Source organism: Blautia sp. NSJ-175, assembly GCF_022867815.1.
Taxonomy (GTDB): Bacteria; Bacillota; Clostridia; order Lachnospirales; family Lachnospiraceae; genus Blautia; species Blautia celeris.
Genome location: NZ_JALIFQ010000002.1, coordinates 425,111 through 443,717, shown reverse-complemented (window position 1 = coordinate 443,717; position 18,607 = coordinate 425,111). Strand labels below are relative to the sequence as shown.

Sequence of the window (18,607 nt, the reverse complement as noted above, 5' to 3'; positions counted from 1 at the left end):
GTTCGTTAGAACCGTTCTTAAAATTGAATGTAAAAGAATTTTCGATTCATGTGTTTCACTGTTCAGTTATCAAGGTTCCTGTCAGTTTTTGACAGCTTTGATATTTTATCATATCGTTTCGAGCTTGTCAAGAACTTTTTTAATTTTTTATAGAAGATTTTTTCTTCTGTCGGATGTTGTCGTTTTTGCGACAGCCATATTAGATTATCACATCTTTTCTGACTTGTCAACAACTTTTTTAACTTTTTTTCATAATATTTGGAAGTTTCATTTCCTTTCTTATGAAAGTCCGTTACCAGTTGTTTCCATATCGCTTTTGCAGCAACTTTGATATCTTATCATATCTTTTGTCGCTTGTCAACAACTTTTTTTCATTTCTTTTTCACTTTAAAAAGTAAAAAAGAAAACGGAGAAGGAGGGATTTGAACCCTCGCACGGCGCAAACCGTCTACACCCTTAGCAGGGGCGCCTCTTCAGCCACTTGAGTACTTCTCCAACGCCTGAATAATTGTTCTTTTATTCAATTGTGCTCATTTACGTGAGCAAAAATTATTATAACCAATGAAATGACATTTGTCAATCACTTTTTCTCATTTTTTTCAATAACTTTTTCAATTCTGCTTTTTACTTCCGCAGCAAGCTCCACGGATTTCATATTTTTGTACTCTTCATAGCAGATCGGCTCCAGAAAATGCACCTGTACTGTCACCTTTTCTATGGATTTCGTATCAAATGGCTTATAGGCGTCAATCAGAGCCACCGGTACAACGGGACACTGTGCCTTCATTGCGCTTTTAAAGCTCCCGCCCTTGAACTCGTGTACATGATTGGGATCCTTTGTCCTGGTGCCTTCCGCAAAGATCAGATAGTTCCTGCCCTCTTTCACCTCTTTTGTCACCTGTATAATAACTTTCATAGCCTGCTTAACATCATCTCTGTCAATGGCATATGCCTTCATACAGGCAAATACCTGCTTTAAGAACGGTATATTCTGAATCTCCTTTTTCATAACAACAGAAAAAGGTCTGGGACATGCTGCCATGATGGAAAGAACATCAAACAGACCCTGATGATTTGGAAAGAACATAAATCCGTTTTTCTCAGGAATATTTTCCTGTCCATGCACATCAATGGTAACTCTTCCGCCCTTAATGGCGCGGCTGTCTATAAAACGCAGTACCTTATAACGTTCTTCTTCTGTATATTTGTCTACATGACTGGCATAGTAGCACAGTTTGAACCACATATAAGGTACCAGAAGGATATTATATGCGACCATCAGCAATATTCTTTTCATAACATGAATTCCTCCGGCATGTTACTGCCTTCCCAATTATTTTGTCATCTCTTTTTTCAGATTTTCCTCAAAGTTGGGATTTTTCCTTACGAATTTCTTATAATCCTTCTCGTAGGTCTTATACTCTTCCGTCTTCATAAACTTTGCAAATTCCTCACTGGAGATCTGACTCATCTCATCTGTGACATCCTTTGCCGGCACTACATGAAACTTTTTGTCTTTCTCCTTCACAAAGTACATGGACATAGAAGGGATTTCCAGAGCTTCTGACTTTTTGTCATCCTTATCCTTTTTCACCAGATTGTAAATAGCATAAACCAGGTCATAACCGTTAAAATTCCCCAGGGATTCACATTTGGTGAAGTCCACCTCTGATGCTCCGTAGGCCTTAAACTGTTTCATATTATATTTTATTTCCTGCGTGATCTCATCCGCGCATTTTTTGTCAGGGTCCAGGCCGAGGCATTTTTTTGCTGCCTCGGTGTCCCCTTTCTGATATGCATTTACAATAGATTTCGTAACGCTTTCCGGTGATTTCGTGCTTACCTTAACGCCGCATCCGCTCAAAGAAAACATAAGCACTATCACCAGAATGCAACATAGAAGCCCTTTTAATCTACGCATTTTACTCTCCTTGGTTCTCTTCTGTCTGGGAATCTGCCTCTGCGGACTCCACGCTTTCACTTTCTTCCTTTTCTCTCACCTTTGCAATGCTGGCAACCGTCACTCCCTCGTTCAGGTCCATAAGCTTCACCCCGGATGTAATTCGTCCCAGAATAGAAATTGTACTGCACTCCAGACGGATCACAATTCCCTCTGTGGTTATCAAAAGAATATCATTTTCCTCATTGACTGCTTTTACTCCGATCACATTACCTGTCTTCTCTGTGATCTTATAGCATTTTACACCTTTTCCGCCTCTGTTCTGGCAGGTAAATTCGCCTACAGAGGTTCTCTTGCCCATACCATGCTCAGAGACGATCAGCAGATAATCCCCCTGACAGTTGAGCTGCATGCCAATGACCTCATCCTCCTCAAGCAGATTGATACCGCGCACACCCATGGATACACGTCCGGTACTTCTTACATCTGTCTCGTGGAAACGGATACACTGGCCGAATTTTGTTATAAGGATAATATCCTTCTTGTTGTCCGTAAATTTTACTTCAATCAGCTCATCGTCCTCGCGGAGGGCAATAGCCGCAAGACCTGTCTTACGCACATTACTGTAATCTTCAATAGGCGTTTTCTTTACAAGGCCGTTTTTCGTTGCCATAAACAGATAATTTCCCTGTTTAAATTCATTGATGGGGATTACCGCTGAAATCTTTTCCTCCGGCTGCAGAGAAAGCAGGTTGATAATGGCAGTACCCCTGGCTGTCCTGCTGGCTTCCGGAATCTCATATGCTTTCATACGGTAAACACGCCCCATGTTGGTAAAGAACATGAGGAAATGGTGGGTAGTGGTCATCAAAAGCTCCTCAATGTAGTCGTCATCAATGGTGCTCATGCCCTTGATTCCCTTACCGCCTCTATTCTGGCTGCGGAAATTATCAACAGTCATTCGCTTGATATATCCTAATTTTGTCATGGCAATAACTGTGTTTTCCTTTGGAATCAGGTCTTCCATGGAAATATCAAATTCATCGTATCCGATCGAGGTCCTTCTGTCATCCCCGTATTTATCAGATATGCCCAGAATCTCCTCACGAATCACACGGAGCAGAAGGTTTCTGTCCGCAAGAATAGCCTTTAACTCCCGGATTTTTTTAACCAGCTCATTATACTCGCCCTGAAGACGGTCTCTTTCCAGACCTGTCAGTGCACGAAGCCTCATGTCTACAATCGCCTGGGCCTGGGCATCTGAGAAGCCGAATGCCTCCATAAGGGAATCCTTTGCCTCCTGTGTGGTCTTCGATGCACGGATGATACGGATAACCTCGTCAATATGTTCCAGGGCTTTTAACAGACCCTCCAAGATATGTGCACGTTCCTGTGCTTTGTTCAGGTCATACTGTGTCCTTCTGGTCACAACCTCTTCCTGGTGGAGCAGATAATGCTTAAGCATTTCCAGAAGGTTCATGACCTTAGGCTCATTGTTCACCAGTGCCAGCATGATAACGCCGAATGTATCCTGAAGCTGTGTGTGCTTGTAAAGCTGGTTCAGGATCACATTGGCATTGGCATCCCTTCTCAGCTCAATACAGATACGCATGCCTTCCCTGTTGGAATGGTCGTTAATGGCCGTAATTCCGTCTATTTTCTTATCCCTTACAAGTTCTGCCATCTTCTCGATCAAACGCGCTTTATTGACCATATAGGGCAGTTCTGTGACAATGATCTGGCTCTTGCCGTTGGGCAGTGTCTCAATATCTGTGATAGCCCGCACTTTGACCTTTCCGCGGCCTGTGCGGTAAGCCTCCTCGATTCCCCTTGTACCCAGGATCATGGCTCCGGTTGGAAAATCAGGCCCTTTTATAATGGACAGGATTTCCTCCAGCTCAGTTTCCCTGTCTTCTTCAATAATATTGTCAATGATTCTTACAACAGCAGAAATAACCTCCCTCAGATTGTGGGGCGGTATATTGGTAGCCATACCAACAGCAATACCTGATGTTCCGTTCACCAGAAGATTGGGGTATCTGGACGGCAGAACCAGGGGCTCTTTCTCTGTCTCGTCAAAGTTCGGAGCAAAATCAACTGTGTTTTTATTGATGTCCGCCAGCATTTCCATGGAAATCTTGCTCAGGCGGGCCTCTGTATACCTCATGGCAGCGGCACCGTCACCATCCACAGAACCAAAGTTTCCGTGGCCGTCTACCAGAGGATATCTGGTGGACCAGTCCTGTGCCATGTTAACCAGTGCCCCGTAAATGGAGCTGTCACCGTGGGGATGGTATTTACCCATAGTATCACCCACGATACGGGCACATTTTCTGTGTGGTTTGTCCGGACCGTTGTTCAATTCTATCATGGAGTACAGAATTCTTCTCTGTACCGGCTTCAGACCGTCCCTTACATCAGGCAGTGCCCTGGATGCAATAACACTCATGGCATACTCAATGTAGGACTCCTCCATCTTTTTCTGTAAGTCCACTTCCTGGACTTTATCAAAAATATTATCTTCCATTTAGCTTCTCCTTAACTCCGCTTCCGTCGTCCGTTCCCTCATTCTGCAGCAAAACAAATCATCGCTGTCTGCCCGGCTGACTCATGGGATCAAATATCGAGATTCTTAACATATTTTGCATTCTCTTCTATGAATTCACGCCTGGGCTCAACTTTGTCTCCCATAAGTGTGGTGAATGTCAGATCTATTTCAGATGACGCCTCATCGTCCATGGTGACTCTTAAAAGAATCCTGCGTTCCGGATCCATGGTGGTCTCCCAGAGCTGTTCTGCGTCCATCTCTCCCAGACCTTTGTAACGCTGGATCCTGTTGTTGCCGTCACGTCCGATCTCATTCAGTATCTCATCCTGTTCCTTCTCGGAATAGGCATAGAAAACTTTTTTATTCTTCTCAATTTTAAACAGCGGCGGTTTTGCCAGGTATACATGTCCCTGTTTTATAAGCTCCGGCATAAAACGGTATAAAAACGTTAAGAGAAGGGTGGCAATATGGGCACCATCCACATCGGCATCGGTCATAATGATGATCTTATTGTAACGAAGCTTACTGATATCAAAATCTTCGTGAATGCCGGTTCCGAAGGCAGTGATCATGGCTTTGATCTCGGCATTCGCGTATATTTTATCAAGTCTTGCCTTCTCCACATTCAGAATTTTACCTCTCAGCGGAAGAATGGCCTGTGTTGCACGGCTTCTGGCAGTCTTGGCGGAACCACCGGCGGAATCTCCCTCTACGATGTATATCTCACATTTGGAAGGATCTTTGTCCATACAGTCAGCCAGTTTGCCCGGAAGGGACATTCCCTCCAGCGCAGACTTTCTCCTTGTCAGTTCTCTGGCTTTTCTGGCAGCATCTCTTGCACGCTGGGAAAGCACGGATTTCTCAATGATCGTCTTTGCAACAGCCGGATTCTGCTCCAGGAAAATTTCAAGCTGGCCGCTCACAACATTGTCCACTGCTCCCCTGGCCTCACTGTTGCCCAGTTTCTGTTTTGTCTGCCCCTCAAACTGCGGGTCCTCTATCTTAACACTGATAATGGCTGTCAGACCTTCACGGATATCCTCTCCTGAAAGATTTGACTCACTCTCTTTTAATATTTTATTCTTTCTTGCATATTCATTAAAAGTCTTGGTGAGGGCATTTCTAAATCCCACAATATGGGTTCCACCCTCAGGCGTTGTGATATTATTTACGAAACCATAAGTATTTTCTGTATAGGAATCGTTGTGCTGCATGGCAACTTCCACCACCACGCCGTCCTTTGTCCCCTCAAAGTAAAGAATATCTTCATAGAGTGCGGAATTACTTCTGTTCAGGTACTGCACGAACTCCTTGATACCGCCCTCATAGTGGAAAATGACTTCCTTTGGTTCCTCATCTCTCTTGTCCACAGCAATGATCTTCAGTCCTTTTGTCAGGAAGGCCATTTCACGGAACCGGTGTTTGAGCGTACTGAAGTCAAACACAGTCTCTTCAAATATTTGGGGGTCAGGAAGGAAGGTCACCATGGTTCCCCTCTTATCCGGATCACAGTCACCGATCACTTTTAATTTATAAATAGTTTTTCCACGCTCATAGCGCTGACGGTATACTTTTCCTTCATGAAAAATGGTGACCTCCAGCCATGTGGAGAGGGCATTCACAACAGATGCGCCAACACCGTGAAGACCGCCGGATACCTTATATCCCCCGCCGCCGAATTTACCGCCGGCATGCAGAATCGTAAAAACAACCTCAACCGCCGGAATGCCGGCTTTGTGGTTAATTCCTACCGGAATACCGCGGCCATTGTCTATAACCGTGATAGAATTATCCTCGTTTATAGATACTTCTATGGTATCGCAATAACCGGCCAGCGCTTCATCTACCGCATTATCTACAATCTCATACACCAGATGGTGCAGACCTCTGGCGGAGGTACTGCCGATATACATACCAGGCCTTTTTCTTACAGCCTCCAGTCCCTCAAGTATCTGAATCTGATCTGCTCCATACTCTGTTTTAATCTCTGTGCTCATGCATTTCCTCCTGTTTACCGGCAATGCTCACCGGTTTTCCACTGGTCGTCTCAGGGGGCAACTGTCCCCTCCACCACTTTAAACAATTTATTGATTTCAAATCTTTTATTGACAAAATCATCCAAACCTGTACAGGTTATCATAGTCTGCACATTCCGGATACTGTCCAGCAGGTAATTCTGCCTGCCTGCATCCAGTTCTGACAGAACATCATCCAGAAGAAGGATCGGAACATCCTTTATCTTCTTCTCCACCAGATAGATCTCTGATAATTTCAGGGATAGGGCGGCTGTGCGCTGCTGTCCCTGTGAACCAAACTTACGGATATCAATGTCATTTATTCTAACACATAAATCATCCCTGTGTGGTCCGGATGAAGTATTTCTGAATTTAAAATCTTTTTCCCGGTTTTTCCCCAGCTGTTCGTAGAACTCATCGCTCTTTACATTCGGCTCATAAACCAGTTCAATCTTTTCTTTTCCGCCTGTTATGCTGCTATGTATCCCTCCGATAATATCGTTTATATCACGGATAAATTCATGACGGCTTTCAATGATGGATCTTCCGTAACGTACCAGCTGTTCATCCCACACATCCAGAGTGGCCGCCAGACCGCTTTGAAATCCAATGTCCTTCAGCAGCTTGTTCCTCTGATTCAGAACATGGTTATAACTGGATAAATCAGATAAATACACCTTATTAAGTTGACATAACTCGGAATCAATAAATCTTCTTCTCTCACCGGGACCGTTCTTGATAATATTCAGATCCTCGGGTGAGAAAAATACAATGTTGACAATTCCGAACAGCTCACTGGCCCTTCGGATGGGAATACCGTCAATGGCTATGCCTTTGGCTTTATTCTTTTTCAGATGCATATCTATTTTATGGGATATGCCGTCCTTGTTCACAAACATTCTGATATGGGATTCATCCTGTTCAAACCGGATTATCTCCCTGTCCTTGCTGCCTCGGTGTGATTTCGTGGTACCGCACAGGTATACAGCTTCCAGAATATTCGTCTTGCCCTGGGCGTTGTCTCCATAGAGAATATTCGTTCCCTTGTCAAACTGCAGGGACAAAAGATTGTAATTCCTGTAATTTTTCAGTTCTATAGACTCAATATACATGTAAACACCTGTTGTTGGGATTATAGGATTAGTAAAATTATTTTACTATCTTGATTTCCTGTCCGTCATAAGTTACCAGATCCCCGTCGTAAAGTTTACGTCCTCTTCTGGTATCGGTCTCACCATTGACTTTTACGAGACCGTCCTGAATGACATATTTGGCTTCAACCCCGTCTTCCACAAGATTTGCGGCTTTCAGGGCCTGGCCTAACTTAATAAATTCATCTTTTAATTTGATTATTTCCATTTTTTCTCTCCTAACGGCTTTCAAACCCGTTTTTATCTGCTGACAGCGTTAAAGTTTACAGGAAGGATCAGATAAATATACTGCTCCTCGTCATCCCTGATAAAGCAGGGTGCCTTCGGATTCATGAGATAAATGCTGACTTCCTCGTCATCAATGACTTTCAGTGCATCTATCAAAAACTTGGGATTGAAACCGATGAGAATATCTTTTCCCTCTTTTTCAATATCAATGTCCTCTTTCATGGAACCGATCTGGGAATCAATGCGCAGCTCCATGGAGCCATCCTCAATGTGGATGATAATTGGTTTTTTATCTCCCTCTTTCACAAGAAGGGTTGCCCTGTCGATACAATCCAGAAATTCTCTTTTATTAATTTTAACTTTTGTCTCATAATCACTGGACAGCATCTGGTCAATCTTAAAGTAATCTCCCTCGATGAGACGGGATACTACCTTGGTATTATCAAATTCGAACAAGATATGGTTCTCTGCGAGATAGATATCCACCATATCTTCCATTTCACCGGATAAAATCTTACTGATCTCATTCAGTGTCTTACCGGGAACCACTACTTTTTTATCTGCGCACTCCTCCTTCAAGGCAATTTTTCTGATGGAGATCCGGTGTCCGTCAAGAGAAACAACTCTCAGCATATTGTTTTCAATCTGGAAAAGTTCACCTGTCATCAGTTTATTGTTCTCGTTGGCTGCAATGGAGAAAATAGTCTGTCTGATAATTTCTTTTAAAGTAAACTGCGAAATCCGTACACAGTCATTTTTTTCAATAAACGGAAGATAAGAAAAATCTTCTCCTGATTTTCCCGGAATATTGAACTTGGCTTTTTCACAGGTAATCAGTGTGTTCAGTTTTTCATCTGTTGTAATGGTAACATTATTATCCGGGAGCTTTCTGACAATCTCGGAAAATATCTTGGCATCCAGTGCGATGATGCCTTTTTCTTCTATAGTACCGTCGACGATTGTTTCGATTCCCAGTTCCATATCATTGGATGTGAATTTTATCTCGTTTGCTGATGCGTCAATGAGAATACATTCCAGAATGGGCATGGTTGTTTTTCCCGGTACGGCTTTCATGGCAATATTTACACTTTTTAATAGTTCTGATTTTGGACAAATTAATTTCATGATGTGTATAACTTCCTTTCTGTGCAAAAGTGGCTTTATCTATAAAATATTTAAAAGAAATCCGCAGTCGTAGCCTTAGGGGATGTGAATTTGTGAATAACCCTCGAAACCCGCATAAACTGCGGCTTTCACCGTATGGATAACTTTGTGGGTTAACGTTGAAGTTCAAGTGAATAAGCTGTTGATAAATGAGGCGCCCAAAACCGGGGTTCACGTTATCAACACTTATCCACATGAAAGTCACTGCTTATTCACCTAAGGTTGTGGATAGTGTATACCTTAAAGATTACTTGGCGGGATTTATCTTTTTCTTCAATATATCTATGATTTCTCTGGTGGCGTCGTTTTCCTCCACTTCCCGCTCTATTTTATTTATGCCGCTCATGATGGTCGTATGGTCACGTCCGCCCAGGCTGTCACCGATGATCTTCAGCGTAGTCTCTGTCATGTGGCGGCACAGGTACATGACAATCTGTCTTGGATATGCTATTTTTGAACTCCTTTTGTTTCCGGTCAGGTCTGAAGGAGTGAGATCAAAGTGTTCTGCTACTATATTAATAATGAGTTCCGGTGTTATAGTTCTCTTCTGGTTTGGGGATATGATATCTTTCAATACTTTTTCTGCCAGAGCCAGATTGATCTCCCGGTTCTCCAGGTTTGCATATGCCATGATCTTGTTCAGAGAACCTTCAAGTTCACGGATATTTGACTTTACATTCTGTGCGATATACTCGATGACCTGGTCGTCAATCTGGTATCCGTCCAGCTCCTCCTTCTTTCGGAGGATAGCCATTCGGGTTTCAAAATCAGGTGAGGAGATATCCACGATCAATCCCCACTCAAACCTGGAACGAAGCCGGTCCTCCAGGATTTCCATATCTTTCGGAGGCTTATCTGAGGAGATGATAATTTGCTTTTTGGCTCCGTGCAGGGCGTTGAAAGTGTGGAAAAATTCTTCCTGGGTGGATTCCTTTCCTATAATAAACTGTATATCATCGATCAGCAGTACATCTATGTTCCGGTATTTTTCCCGAAACTTGGACATAGTTGAATTATTGCCGTTACGGATGGATTCAATCAGTTCATTGGTAAAATATTCACTGGTCACATACAAAACCTTGGACTGTGGTCTCTTCTGCAGCACAAAATGTGCGATGGAGTGCATCAGATGGGTCTTTCCAAGACCAACACCTCCATATATAAAGAGGGGATTATACACTTCTCCCGGGGATTCTGCAACGGCGACGGAAGCTGCGTGTGCCAGTTTGTTATTGCTTCCGACTACAAACGTGTCAAAAGTGTATTTTGGATTTAAGTTGGCTTTTTCAATACTTTCATTTACTGCAGCGGAAGATACGGGGGTATCCGCCGTTTCCGGCGGCACGTCATCCGGTAAGATCAAAGCAATTTCATAGTCTTCTCCCACGGTCTCTGTAATTGCCACTTTTAATGGAAGAAGATATTTGTTGGCAATATAGTTAATACCAATCTGCCCTGTGGGGACAATGATGGTTACGGTGTCCCCCTCCACTTTGTGGACTGTCAGGGATTTCAGCCAGGTATTAAAAGAGACATCAGATAACTGATGCTCCGTTTTTATCATATTTAATATGTCTGTCCATTTTTCCTGTATTAAATGCATTTTGAATTCTCCCGATATGAAATAATTATTTCAATCCACATTTTGAGTTAAAAAGTCAACTCAAAATGAAATCTTCCTCTTTGTACAAGCACACAACAATAGAAAGTACGCGTCTGCGGACTTTCTATTGCAAAAAAACGTATTATTATCTATATATTATAATAAAATAGAATTTTTAGCAATGAAAAAATATTTCTAAACAGAAATCCACAAGGTTATGTTAATAATGTGGATAAAACCGTGTGGAAAATGAGGATTGTAAAGTTAAAAACATTGTGGAAAAAGAGAGATGTGAGAAATGTGTATAACTTTATTTACATCTTCCACATGGCGAAAATATGGATAAATCAAGGCTTTTTTGTCGAAAAGGGCAAAAAAGCGTGGGAAAAACGAAAAAGTTATCCACAAGTTATCCACAATTTGTGGATAACGTTACGTAAACCAGAAATGTGTGAATAACTGTGGGGATAATCATTTCAGGGATATGGTCCAGGGAATACTTTCCACAGGTCAGTATTTTGGAATGTGGAAAACGTGTGAATACACGGATTTCAGCCTATTTTCGTGATAAATATATTTAAATAAAAAAATAAAATATATCTTGACGAATCAGGGGTTTACGAATATAATTGAAATGATGTTTTCTATCATGCATAATCATAGGAATACTATCTGAAACAATAGATAGATATTTGGTTTAAAGGAGGTGCCTGGAATATGAAAATGACATTTCAGCCAAAAAAGAGAAGCAGATCCAAAGTTCATGGATTCAGAGCAAGAATGAGCAGTAAGGCCGGAAGAAAAGTTTTAGCTGCAAGAAGATTAAAAGGAAGAAAAAGATTATCAGCTTAAGACCGCAGATATGTGGTCTTTTCTTCTCTTCTTTTCATTAAAGGATGGTTTATGAAGTATTCGGAATCGTTAAAGAAAAACAGAGATTTTCAACTGGTTTATAAAAAGGGAACATCATTTGCAAATCGTTACTTAGTTATGTATGTGTTAAAAAACCAGTTGGACAGAAACAGAATTGGTATATCCGTAAGTAAAAAGGTAGGCAACAGTGTTGTGAGACATCATTTGACCAGGCTTCTCAGAGAAAGCTACCGATTAAACGAAGAAAAATTCAGGTGCGGATATGATATTGTTGTAGTAGTCAGGGTAAATGGAAAGGATCAGGGATTCCATTCCATGGAGAGTGCGCTTTTGCACTTAGGTAAGTTAACAAAGACCATAAGAAGTGAAGAGAATGAAGACAGTATTGATTAAGATGATTCGGCTTTATCAGAAATATTTATCCCCGTTAAAGAGAACCCGTTGTCCCTATATACCCACGTGTTCTCAGTATGGATTAGAAGCAATTGAGAAGTATGGTGCAGTAAAAGGTAGTTTATTGGCTTGCTGGAGAATATTAAGGTGTAATCCATTTTCAAAAGGCGGATACGATCCGGTACCATAATTGTTGTTTTATCTTGTTAGGAGATAATTATGCACCGCCGTTTTCTTAAAAGGCGGAATGCTTGAGAGATGAAGGTGACAAACCGGCTATAAGGAGGAAAATATTTTGGTTGCGTTGCTAACAAAGAGTACAATGCCGATTGTAAAATGGGTCGCTGAAGTAATGGGCTGGCTGATGAACGGCATTTACAGTATCGGGGTCACAAACCTGGGCCTCTGCATTATTTTATTTACGATTATTATTTATATGTTCATGACGCCTCTGCAGATCAAACAGCAGAAGTTCTCTAAGATGAATGCAGTCATGTCCCCGGAATTACAGAAAATAAACAAGAAATATAAAGGCAAAAAAGACCAGAACTCACAGATGAAGATGCAGGAAGAGACCATGGCCGTATATGAAAAGTACGGTGTATCTCCTACAGGAAGCTGTCTGCAGATGGTTATTCAGATGCCTATCTTCTTCGCTCTGTACCAGGTTATCATCAAGATGCCGGGATACATCGGAGGAATTAAGCACATGTTCGATTCCGCAGTTGTTAAAATCACAAATGTGGACGGATATGTGGGAATCATCACGGAATTTATTAAAGAGCATGGTATCAGAAGTTATAGCTGGCCCACAAATGGCAAGGGTGTAAATGATAACCATGTCATTGACTTTTTATACAGTCTGTCCCCCTCCCAGTGGGCAGATCTTGGCGATGTGGACAAGTTCAGCGGTTTTGCGCAGACCTTGAGTGACACTGCGGGTAAAATCCATCCCATGCAGAATTTCCTGGGACTGAACATAGCGGACACACCGCTTTCCCTGATCAAAACAGGATGGAGTGAGCACACGTATCTTCTGATCGTTGCTGCGATCATGATTCCGCTGTTGTCCTGGCTGACTCAGATGCTGAACTTAAAATTAATGCCCACAGCAGCAACAGACGACACAAACAGCCAGATGAATGCCACAATGAAGGGTATGAACACTTTCATGCCTCTGTTTTCCGCTTTTATCTGTTTCTCATTCCCTGTAGGTATTGGTATCTACTGGATCGCCGGTTCTGTGATCCGCTGTGTACAGCAGCTTGTCATCAACAGACATCTGGACAATATGAATATGGATGATTTCATTAAGAAGAACCAGGAAAAGATGGCTAAGAAGCGTGCAAAAGCAGGACTTCCGCCGCAGAAGATCACGCAGCAGGCTAAGATGAATGTAAGAAACATTGAGGAGCCGAAGAAGACAACCGCTGAGGACAGAAATGCTGCAGTTCAGAAATCTACCGAATATTACAAGAATGTGCAGAATGCAAAACCGGGAAGTTTAGCTTCAAAGGCAAACATGGTTGCTCAATTTGATCAGAAAAACAAATCTAAGAAGAAGTAGGGGTAAGGGGGAAGAAGCATGGAATTCAAAGAATTTTCTGCAAAAACTGTAGACGAAGCGATCACAAAAGCTTGTCTGGATTTTGAGACCTCCAGTGAAAATCTGGAGATTCAGGTTTTATTTGAAGGTAGTTCAGGATTTTTAGGATTCGGAGCCAAACCGGCCAGGATCAATGTTCGCAGAAAAGAAGTATCCTTACCAGAAGAACCAGTAATTGAAGAGGCTGTTCCGGTAAAAGAAGAGAGAAAAGAAGCACCAAAGGAAGAAAGAAAAGAAGCGAAAAAAGAGTTCAAGAGCGAGCCGAGAAGAGAGCCTAAGAGGGAGCCGAAAAAAGATGCCAGAAAGGCAGAGGCTTTCAAAGAGGATGTAAAACCGCAGCATGAAGAGCGGAAGGTCGTTGAGAGAACAGAAGAAGAGATCACAGCTGTCAAAGCAGACGCGGAGAAGTTCTTAAGCGGCGTGTTTAAAGCCATGGAGCTTGAAGTTGAGATCAAGATGGAATATAAGAGCGCGGAAGGCAACCTGGAAATTGAATTTTTGGGTGAGGACATGGGCATTCTTATAGGCAAGAGAGGACAGACTCTGGATTCTCTGCAGTATCTCACAAGCCTTGTTGTCAACAAGGGAAGACAGGGATATATCCGTGTGAAGCTGGATACTGAGGATTACAGAAACAGGAGAAAAGAGACTCTGGAAAATCTGGCAAAGAGCATTGCCTACAAAGTCAGAAAGACCAGAAAACCGGTTTCCCTGGAGCCGATGAATCCCTATGAGAGAAGAATCATCCACTCTGCATTACAGGGCAACCGCTACGTGGAGACTTACAGTGAGGGAAATGAACCTTACCGCCACGTGGTTGTAAAGCTGAAAAAATAATATATATTAAGTATGATTATTCTAGGTGAAAGCGTGAATAATGGAGAATAAATTTCTCTGCGCTTTCGCCTGGAATTTTTTTAATTTTGACTATAAATTTACGTTACCTGTGTTAATGTTGAAATAGAATCAGAGGAGTTGAAGAAAATGGCAGATACCATTGCAGCAATCGCCACAGCTATGACGGCATCGGGAATCGGAATCATCCGTATGAGCGGTCCCGAAAGCCGCGGGATAGTCCGGAAGGTTTACCGTTCCAAAGGCGGCAGAAAGCAGATTGACAATGAACCGTCACACACCATTCACTATGGGTTTATCTATGACGGGGAGGAAGAGATTGATGAGGTGCTGGTCATGCTCATGGACGGCCCCAGAAGCTATACCGGTGAGGATACGGTGGAGATCGACTGCCACGGCGGTGTTCTGGCCATGAAACGGGTGCTGGAGACCGTGATAAAATACGGCGCCCGCCCTGCAGAGCCGGGGGAATTTACAAAAAGGGCGTTCCTAAACGGAAGGATAGACCTGTCCCAGGCTGAAGCAGTGATTGATGTGATCAATGCCAAAAATGAATATGCGCTGAAAAGTTCCCTGAACCAGTTAAAGGGGTCTGTGCAGAAGGTGATCCGGGAAATCAGGGAGAGTATTATCTATCACATTGCCTATATTGAGTCAGCCCTGGATGACCCGGAGTATATCAGTATAGACGGATACGGGGAGACCCTGGAAAGAGAAGTGGCTGAACAGAAATCCAGAATCGAGAGACTGCTGGAAACTGCCGGGGAAGGCAAGATGATGAAGGAGGGTATCAAGACCGTCATTGTGGGCAAACCAAATGCGGGAAAATCTTCACTTATGAATCTTCTTGTGGGAGAGGAGAGAGCCATTGTAACGGATATTGCGGGGACTACCAGGGATATTCTGGAGGAGACCATTGTCCTGCACGGCATCTCCCTCCGTATGATAGATACAGCCGGTATCAGGGATACAGAGGATCGTGTGGAACAGATCGGCGTGGGAAGAGCAAAAGAGTACGCAAAGGACGCGGACCTGATTCTCTACGTGGTGGATTCCTCCATCCCCCTGGATGAGAACGATGAGGAGATCATCTCCATGCTGGAAGATAAGAAGGCAGTCATTCTGCTGAACAAGACGGATCTGGATACAGTGGTCTCAGAGGAAAGCCTGAGGCTGCGGATGAACCATCCGGTGATACCTGTATCCGCCAAGGAGGAGCAGGGAATCGATGTGCTGGAGCAGCAGATCAAGGATATGTTCTTTGAAGGCGAGCTGTCCTTTAATGATGAGGTATATATTACAAATATCCGCCATAAGACGGCTTTGGAGGACGCTGTGAAAAGCCTGGAGCTTGTGGAAAACAGCATTGCCATGCAGATGCCTGAGGATTTCTTCTCCATTGACCTGATGAACGCATACGAGAGTCTGGGAACCATTATCGGGGAGTCCGTGGGGGAAGACCTGGTAAATGAGATATTTGCGAAGTTCTGCACAGGAAAATAAAAATACGGCAGTGTTATCCACAAAAATCATCATATTTTATCGAAAATGTGGATAACAGAGTTCAAATAGAAAAATCATGTGAATAGTTATTTCAGAAAGGAAGCCATTAGAATGAACAATCTGGTTGAGAATTACGATATCGCCATTGTGGGCGCGGGTCATGCCGGCTGTGAGGCTGCGCTTGCCTGTGCACGCCTGGGCCTTGAGACCATCATGTTCACAGTGAGCGTGGACAGTATTGCGCTGATGCCCTGCAATCCCAACATAGGCGGGAGTTCCAAGGGCCATCTGGTGAGAGAGATTGACGCCCTTGGCGGTGAGATGGGAAAAAATATTGACAAGACCTTTATCCAGTCAAAAATGCTCAATGTATCGAAGGGACCTGCCGTCCATTCCCTGCGCGCCCAGGCGGACAAGCAGGAGTATACCAGGAGTATGAGAAGGGTACTGGAGAACACGGAACATCTCACCATCAAACAGGCCGAGGTGACAGAAATCCTGGCGCAGGAGCATAAGGCAGCAGGTGTAAAGACGTATTCAGGAGCCGTGTATCAGACAAAGGCTGTGGTGCTCTGTACCGGAACGTATCTGAAAGCCCGCTGCATCTACGGTGATGTAAGCAGTTATACAGGCCCGAACGGTCTGCAGGCTGCTAATTACCTGACGGAATCCCTGAAGAATCTGGGTGTGGAGATGTACCGGTTTAAGACGGGAACACCTGCCAGGATTGATAAGAGAAGTATTGACTTTTCCAAAATGGAAGAACAGTTCGGGGATGAGAGGGTGGTTCCCTTCTCCTTTTCGACCGATCCGGAAGATGTACAGATTGACCAGGCATCCTGCTGGCTTACTTATACCAATGAAAAGACGCATGAGATCATCAGGAATAACCTGGACCGCTCCCCTCTGTATTCCGGTATGATTGAGGGAACAGGGCCGAGATACTGCCCGTCTATTGAGGATAAAGTGGTAAAATTCGCGGATAAGAACAGACATCAGGTATTCTTGGAGCCGGAAGGGCTGTATACCAATGAAATGTATGTGGGCGGCATGTCCAGCTCCCTGCCGGAGGATGTGCAGCATGAGATGTATCACTCCGTACCCGGACTTGAGAATGCAAAGATTGTAAGGAATGCCTATGCCATAGAATACGACTGTATCAATGCAAGACAGCTTTATCCAACGCTTGAGTTTAAGGAGATAAAAGGGCTTTTCTCAGGCGGACAGTTTAACGGAAGTTCCGGTTATGAGGAGGCAGCAGCCCAGGGGCTTGTGGCAGGGATCAATGCGGCCATGGAGGTGCTGGGACGGGAAATGCTCATACTGGACCGGTCCGAATCCTACATCGGCGTTTTGATCGATGACCTGGTGACGAAGGAAAATCATGAACCTTACAGAATGATGACAAGCCGGGCGGAATACCGCCTGCTCCTCAGACAGGACAACGCGGACCTGCGCCTCAGGGAAAAGGGATATCAGGTGGGTCTGGTGAGTGAGGAGGAGTATCAGTATGTACTCTGGAAGAAGCAGAAGATAGAGGAGGAGGCAGCCCGTGTGGAGAACACCTTTGTAGGTGCTTCAAAGGAAGTGCAGGAACTTCTGGAATCCTACGGAAGTACACTGCTGAAAAACGGCTCCTCTCTGGCAGAACTGATCAGGCGTCCGGAACTTTCTTACAAAATTCTGGCGCCGCTGGATAAAAAAAGGCCGAAACTTCCTGAGGATGTGGCAGAACAGGTAAACATTAACATCAAGTATGACGGTTATATCCGCAGGCAGTTAAAACAGGTGGAACAGTTTAAGAAACTGGAGACAAAACGTCTGCCTGAGGACCTGGATTATGAGGAAATAAGCGGATTGAGGATAGAGGCAAAGCAGAAGTTAAAGGAATACAGGCCGGTATCCATTGGACAGGCGTCCAGGATCGCAGGCGTATCCCCGGCGGATATATCGGTACTGCTTGTATATATGGAATCTTACAGAAGAAACGGAATTCATAAGGAGGCGGATGCATGAGTGAAGTGACAAATCAGGAACAGAAGGCATACTGCCTGGATATACTGGAGAATGGCTGCGGGGAATTGGGGCTGACCTTAACAGAGGAACAGAAGCAGCAGTTTGTGCGCTACTACGAGATGCTGGTGGAATGGAACAAGGTCATGAATCTGACGGGAATTACGGAGTTCGAGGAAGTTTTGACCAAACATTTTGTGGACAGTCTCTCTATTGTAAAAGCCCTGGATATGGAGAATATAAAATCCTGCATTGATGTGGGAACCGGAGCGGGATTCCCGGGGATTCCCCTTAAAATTGTATTTCCCCACCTTCAGGTGACACTTCTGGATTCCCTGAATAAACGTCTTAAATTTTTGGATGCCGTCATAGAAGATCTGGGTCTTGAGGGCATCCACACCGTGCACGGACGTGCGGAGGACGGGGCCAGAAGGCCGGAGCTCAGGGAACAGTATGATCTCAGTGTTACCAGGGCAGTGGCAAGGCTATGTACCATCAGTGAGTATTGCATGCCTTATGTAAAGGAAGGCGGCTTCTTTGTAGCTTATAAGTCAGGCAGAGTGAAAGAGGAACTTATGGAGGGGAAGAAAGCAGTATCCGTACTGGGAGGAAAGCTGGAGAAGACAGAAGAATTTCTCCTTCCGGGAACAGATATGGAGCGTTCCCTTGTAGTGATTCAGAAGGCAAAGCCTACACCGAAGAAATATCCGCGCAAAGCGGGAACTCCGGCGAAGGAGCCTATTTTGTGAGGTGAG

16 protein-coding genes and 1 tRNA gene are annotated in these 18,607 nt (G+C 43.9%); 8 read left to right on the top strand and 9 right to left on the bottom strand.

The genetic code is table 11. From position 1 onward, the window contains the following. Positions 1-407 precede the first annotated feature (407 nt). The 9 genes from MUB35_RS05495 to dnaA form a co-directional block, all read right to left on the bottom strand. Positions 408-495, bottom strand: a tRNA-Ser gene (locus MUB35_RS05495). An 85-nt stretch (positions 496-580) separates the two neighbouring features. Continuing rightward, positions 581-1,297, bottom strand: coding sequence for a lysophospholipid acyltransferase family protein (locus MUB35_RS05490; protein ID WP_033143165.1), 717 nt, complete (start codon positions 1,295-1,297; stop codon positions 581-583). Positions 1,298-1,333: 36 nt separating this feature from the next. Continuing rightward, complete coding sequence (locus MUB35_RS05485; RefSeq protein ID WP_033143166.1) at positions 1,334-1,921, bottom strand: LptM family lipoprotein; 588 nt, start codon at positions 1,919-1,921, stop codon at positions 1,334-1,336. Position 1,922: 1 nt separating this feature from the next. Next, the gene (gene gyrA / locus MUB35_RS05480) at positions 1,923-4,427 is read right to left on the bottom strand and encodes a DNA gyrase subunit A (protein ID WP_186971204.1); all 2,505 of its coding nucleotides are present in this window, start codon (positions 4,425-4,427) and stop codon (positions 1,923-1,925) included. Between the two features lie 89 nt (positions 4,428-4,516). After that, positions 4,517-6,445 (bottom strand): DNA topoisomerase (ATP-hydrolyzing) subunit B, encoded by a 1,929-nt coding sequence (gyrB, locus tag MUB35_RS05475; RefSeq protein ID WP_033143168.1) that lies wholly within the window; start codon positions 6,443-6,445, stop codon positions 4,517-4,519. Positions 6,446-6,495: 50 nt separating this feature from the next. Next, positions 6,496-7,575 carry a DNA replication/repair protein RecF gene (gene recF / locus MUB35_RS05470; RefSeq protein WP_244805824.1) on the bottom strand — a complete coding sequence of 360 codons (1,080 nt, stop codon included), beginning with the start codon at positions 7,573-7,575 and terminating at the stop codon, positions 6,496-6,498. Between the two features lie 37 nt (positions 7,576-7,612). Next, positions 7,613-7,822, bottom strand: a complete 210-nt coding sequence (locus MUB35_RS05465; protein WP_033143170.1) for an RNA-binding S4 domain-containing protein — start codon at positions 7,820-7,822, stop codon at positions 7,613-7,615. Positions 7,823-7,854: 32 nt separating this feature from the next. Next, entirely contained in the window at positions 7,855-8,967 is a 1,113-nt protein-coding gene (gene dnaN, locus MUB35_RS05460; RefSeq protein WP_033143171.1) for a DNA polymerase III subunit beta, read from the bottom strand. A gap of 286 nt (positions 8,968-9,253) precedes the next feature. Continuing rightward, positions 9,254-10,609, bottom strand: coding sequence for a chromosomal replication initiator protein DnaA (gene dnaA / locus MUB35_RS05455; RefSeq protein WP_033143172.1), 1,356 nt, complete (start codon positions 10,607-10,609; stop codon positions 9,254-9,256). 717 nt (positions 10,610-11,326) lie between these two features. On the opposite strand from dnaA, the gene rpmH reads away from it, so the two are divergent. The 8 genes from rpmH to rsmG all read left to right on the top strand — a co-directional run bounded on the left by rpmH (position 11,327) and on the right by rsmG (position 18,601). Further along, complete coding sequence (gene rpmH / locus MUB35_RS05450; RefSeq protein ID WP_033143174.1) at positions 11,327-11,461, top strand: 50S ribosomal protein L34; 135 nt, start codon at positions 11,327-11,329, stop codon at positions 11,459-11,461. A 51-nt stretch (positions 11,462-11,512) separates the two neighbouring features. Then, on the top strand, positions 11,513-11,875 hold the full coding sequence (gene rnpA, locus MUB35_RS05445) for a ribonuclease P protein component (protein ID WP_033143175.1): 363 nt from the start codon (positions 11,513-11,515) through the stop codon (positions 11,873-11,875). Beyond that, the gene (gene yidD / locus MUB35_RS05440) at positions 11,856-12,065 is read left to right on the top strand and encodes a membrane protein insertion efficiency factor YidD (RefSeq protein ID WP_081960513.1); all 210 of its coding nucleotides are present in this window, start codon (positions 11,856-11,858) and stop codon (positions 12,063-12,065) included. The genes rnpA and yidD overlap by 20 nt, the downstream gene beginning before the upstream one ends. Before the next feature lie 105 nt (positions 12,066-12,170). Continuing rightward, complete coding sequence (locus tag MUB35_RS05435; RefSeq protein ID WP_081960514.1) at positions 12,171-13,442, top strand: YidC/Oxa1 family membrane protein insertase; 1,272 nt, start codon at positions 12,171-12,173, stop codon at positions 13,440-13,442. An 18-nt stretch (positions 13,443-13,460) separates the two neighbouring features. Further along, positions 13,461-14,318 carry an RNA-binding cell elongation regulator Jag/EloR gene (jag, locus tag MUB35_RS05430; protein WP_033143177.1) on the top strand — a complete coding sequence of 286 codons (858 nt, stop codon included), beginning with the start codon at positions 13,461-13,463 and terminating at the stop codon, positions 14,316-14,318. 147 nt (positions 14,319-14,465) lie between these two features. Then, positions 14,466-15,839 (top strand): tRNA uridine-5-carboxymethylaminomethyl(34) synthesis GTPase MnmE, encoded by a 1,374-nt coding sequence (gene mnmE, locus MUB35_RS05425; RefSeq protein ID WP_054352641.1) that lies wholly within the window; start codon positions 14,466-14,468, stop codon positions 15,837-15,839. A gap of 111 nt (positions 15,840-15,950) precedes the next feature. Beyond that, complete coding sequence (gene mnmG, locus MUB35_RS05420) at positions 15,951-17,855, top strand: tRNA uridine-5-carboxymethylaminomethyl(34) synthesis enzyme MnmG (RefSeq protein ID WP_148392059.1); 1,905 nt, start codon at positions 15,951-15,953, stop codon at positions 17,853-17,855. Next, positions 17,852-18,601 carry a 16S rRNA (guanine(527)-N(7))-methyltransferase RsmG gene (gene rsmG, locus MUB35_RS05415; RefSeq protein ID WP_033143180.1) on the top strand — a complete coding sequence of 250 codons (750 nt, stop codon included), beginning with the start codon at positions 17,852-17,854 and terminating at the stop codon, positions 18,599-18,601. Before mnmG ends, rsmG begins: the two co-directional genes overlap by 4 nt. Positions 18,602-18,607: the final 6 nt, after the last annotated feature.

What these genes read in the sequence shown, in the direction of transcription:
- MUB35_RS05490 (WP_033143165.1), bottom strand. Translation starts at nt 1,297, where the DNA reads ATGAAAAGAATATTGCTGATGGTCGCATATAATATCCTTCTGGTACCT.
- MUB35_RS05485 (WP_033143166.1), bottom strand. Translation starts at nt 1,921, where the DNA reads ATGCGTAGATTAAAAGGGCTTCTATGTTGCATTCTGGTGATAGTGCTT.
- gyrA (WP_186971204.1), bottom strand. Translation starts at nt 4,427, where the DNA reads ATGGAAGATAATATTTTTGATAAAGTCCAGGAAGTGGACTTACAGAAA.
- gyrB (WP_033143168.1), bottom strand. Translation starts at nt 6,445, where the DNA reads ATGAGCACAGAGATTAAAACAGAGTATGGAGCAGATCAGATTCAGATA.
- recF (WP_244805824.1), bottom strand. Translation starts at nt 7,575, where the DNA reads ATGTATATTGAGTCTATAGAACTGAAAAATTACAGGAATTACAATCTT.
- MUB35_RS05465 (WP_033143170.1), bottom strand. Translation starts at nt 7,822, where the DNA reads ATGGAAATAATCAAATTAAAAGATGAATTTATTAAGTTAGGCCAGGCC.
- dnaN (WP_033143171.1), bottom strand. Translation starts at nt 8,967, where the DNA reads ATGAAATTAATTTGTCCAAAATCAGAACTATTAAAAAGTGTAAATATT.
- dnaA (WP_033143172.1), bottom strand. Translation starts at nt 10,609, where the DNA reads ATGCATTTAATACAGGAAAAATGGACAGACATATTAAATATGATAAAA.
- rpmH (WP_033143174.1), top strand. Translation starts at nt 11,327, where the DNA reads ATGAAAATGACATTTCAGCCAAAAAAGAGAAGCAGATCCAAAGTTCAT.
- rnpA (WP_033143175.1), top strand. Translation starts at nt 11,513, where the DNA reads ATGAAGTATTCGGAATCGTTAAAGAAAAACAGAGATTTTCAACTGGTT.
- yidD (WP_081960513.1), top strand. Translation starts at nt 11,856, where the DNA reads ATGAAGACAGTATTGATTAAGATGATTCGGCTTTATCAGAAATATTTA.
- jag (WP_033143177.1), top strand. Translation starts at nt 13,461, where the DNA reads ATGGAATTCAAAGAATTTTCTGCAAAAACTGTAGACGAAGCGATCACA.
- mnmE (WP_054352641.1), top strand. Translation starts at nt 14,466, where the DNA reads ATGGCAGATACCATTGCAGCAATCGCCACAGCTATGACGGCATCGGGA.
- mnmG (WP_148392059.1), top strand. Translation starts at nt 15,951, where the DNA reads ATGAACAATCTGGTTGAGAATTACGATATCGCCATTGTGGGCGCGGGT.
- rsmG (WP_033143180.1), top strand. Translation starts at nt 17,852, where the DNA reads ATGAGTGAAGTGACAAATCAGGAACAGAAGGCATACTGCCTGGATATA.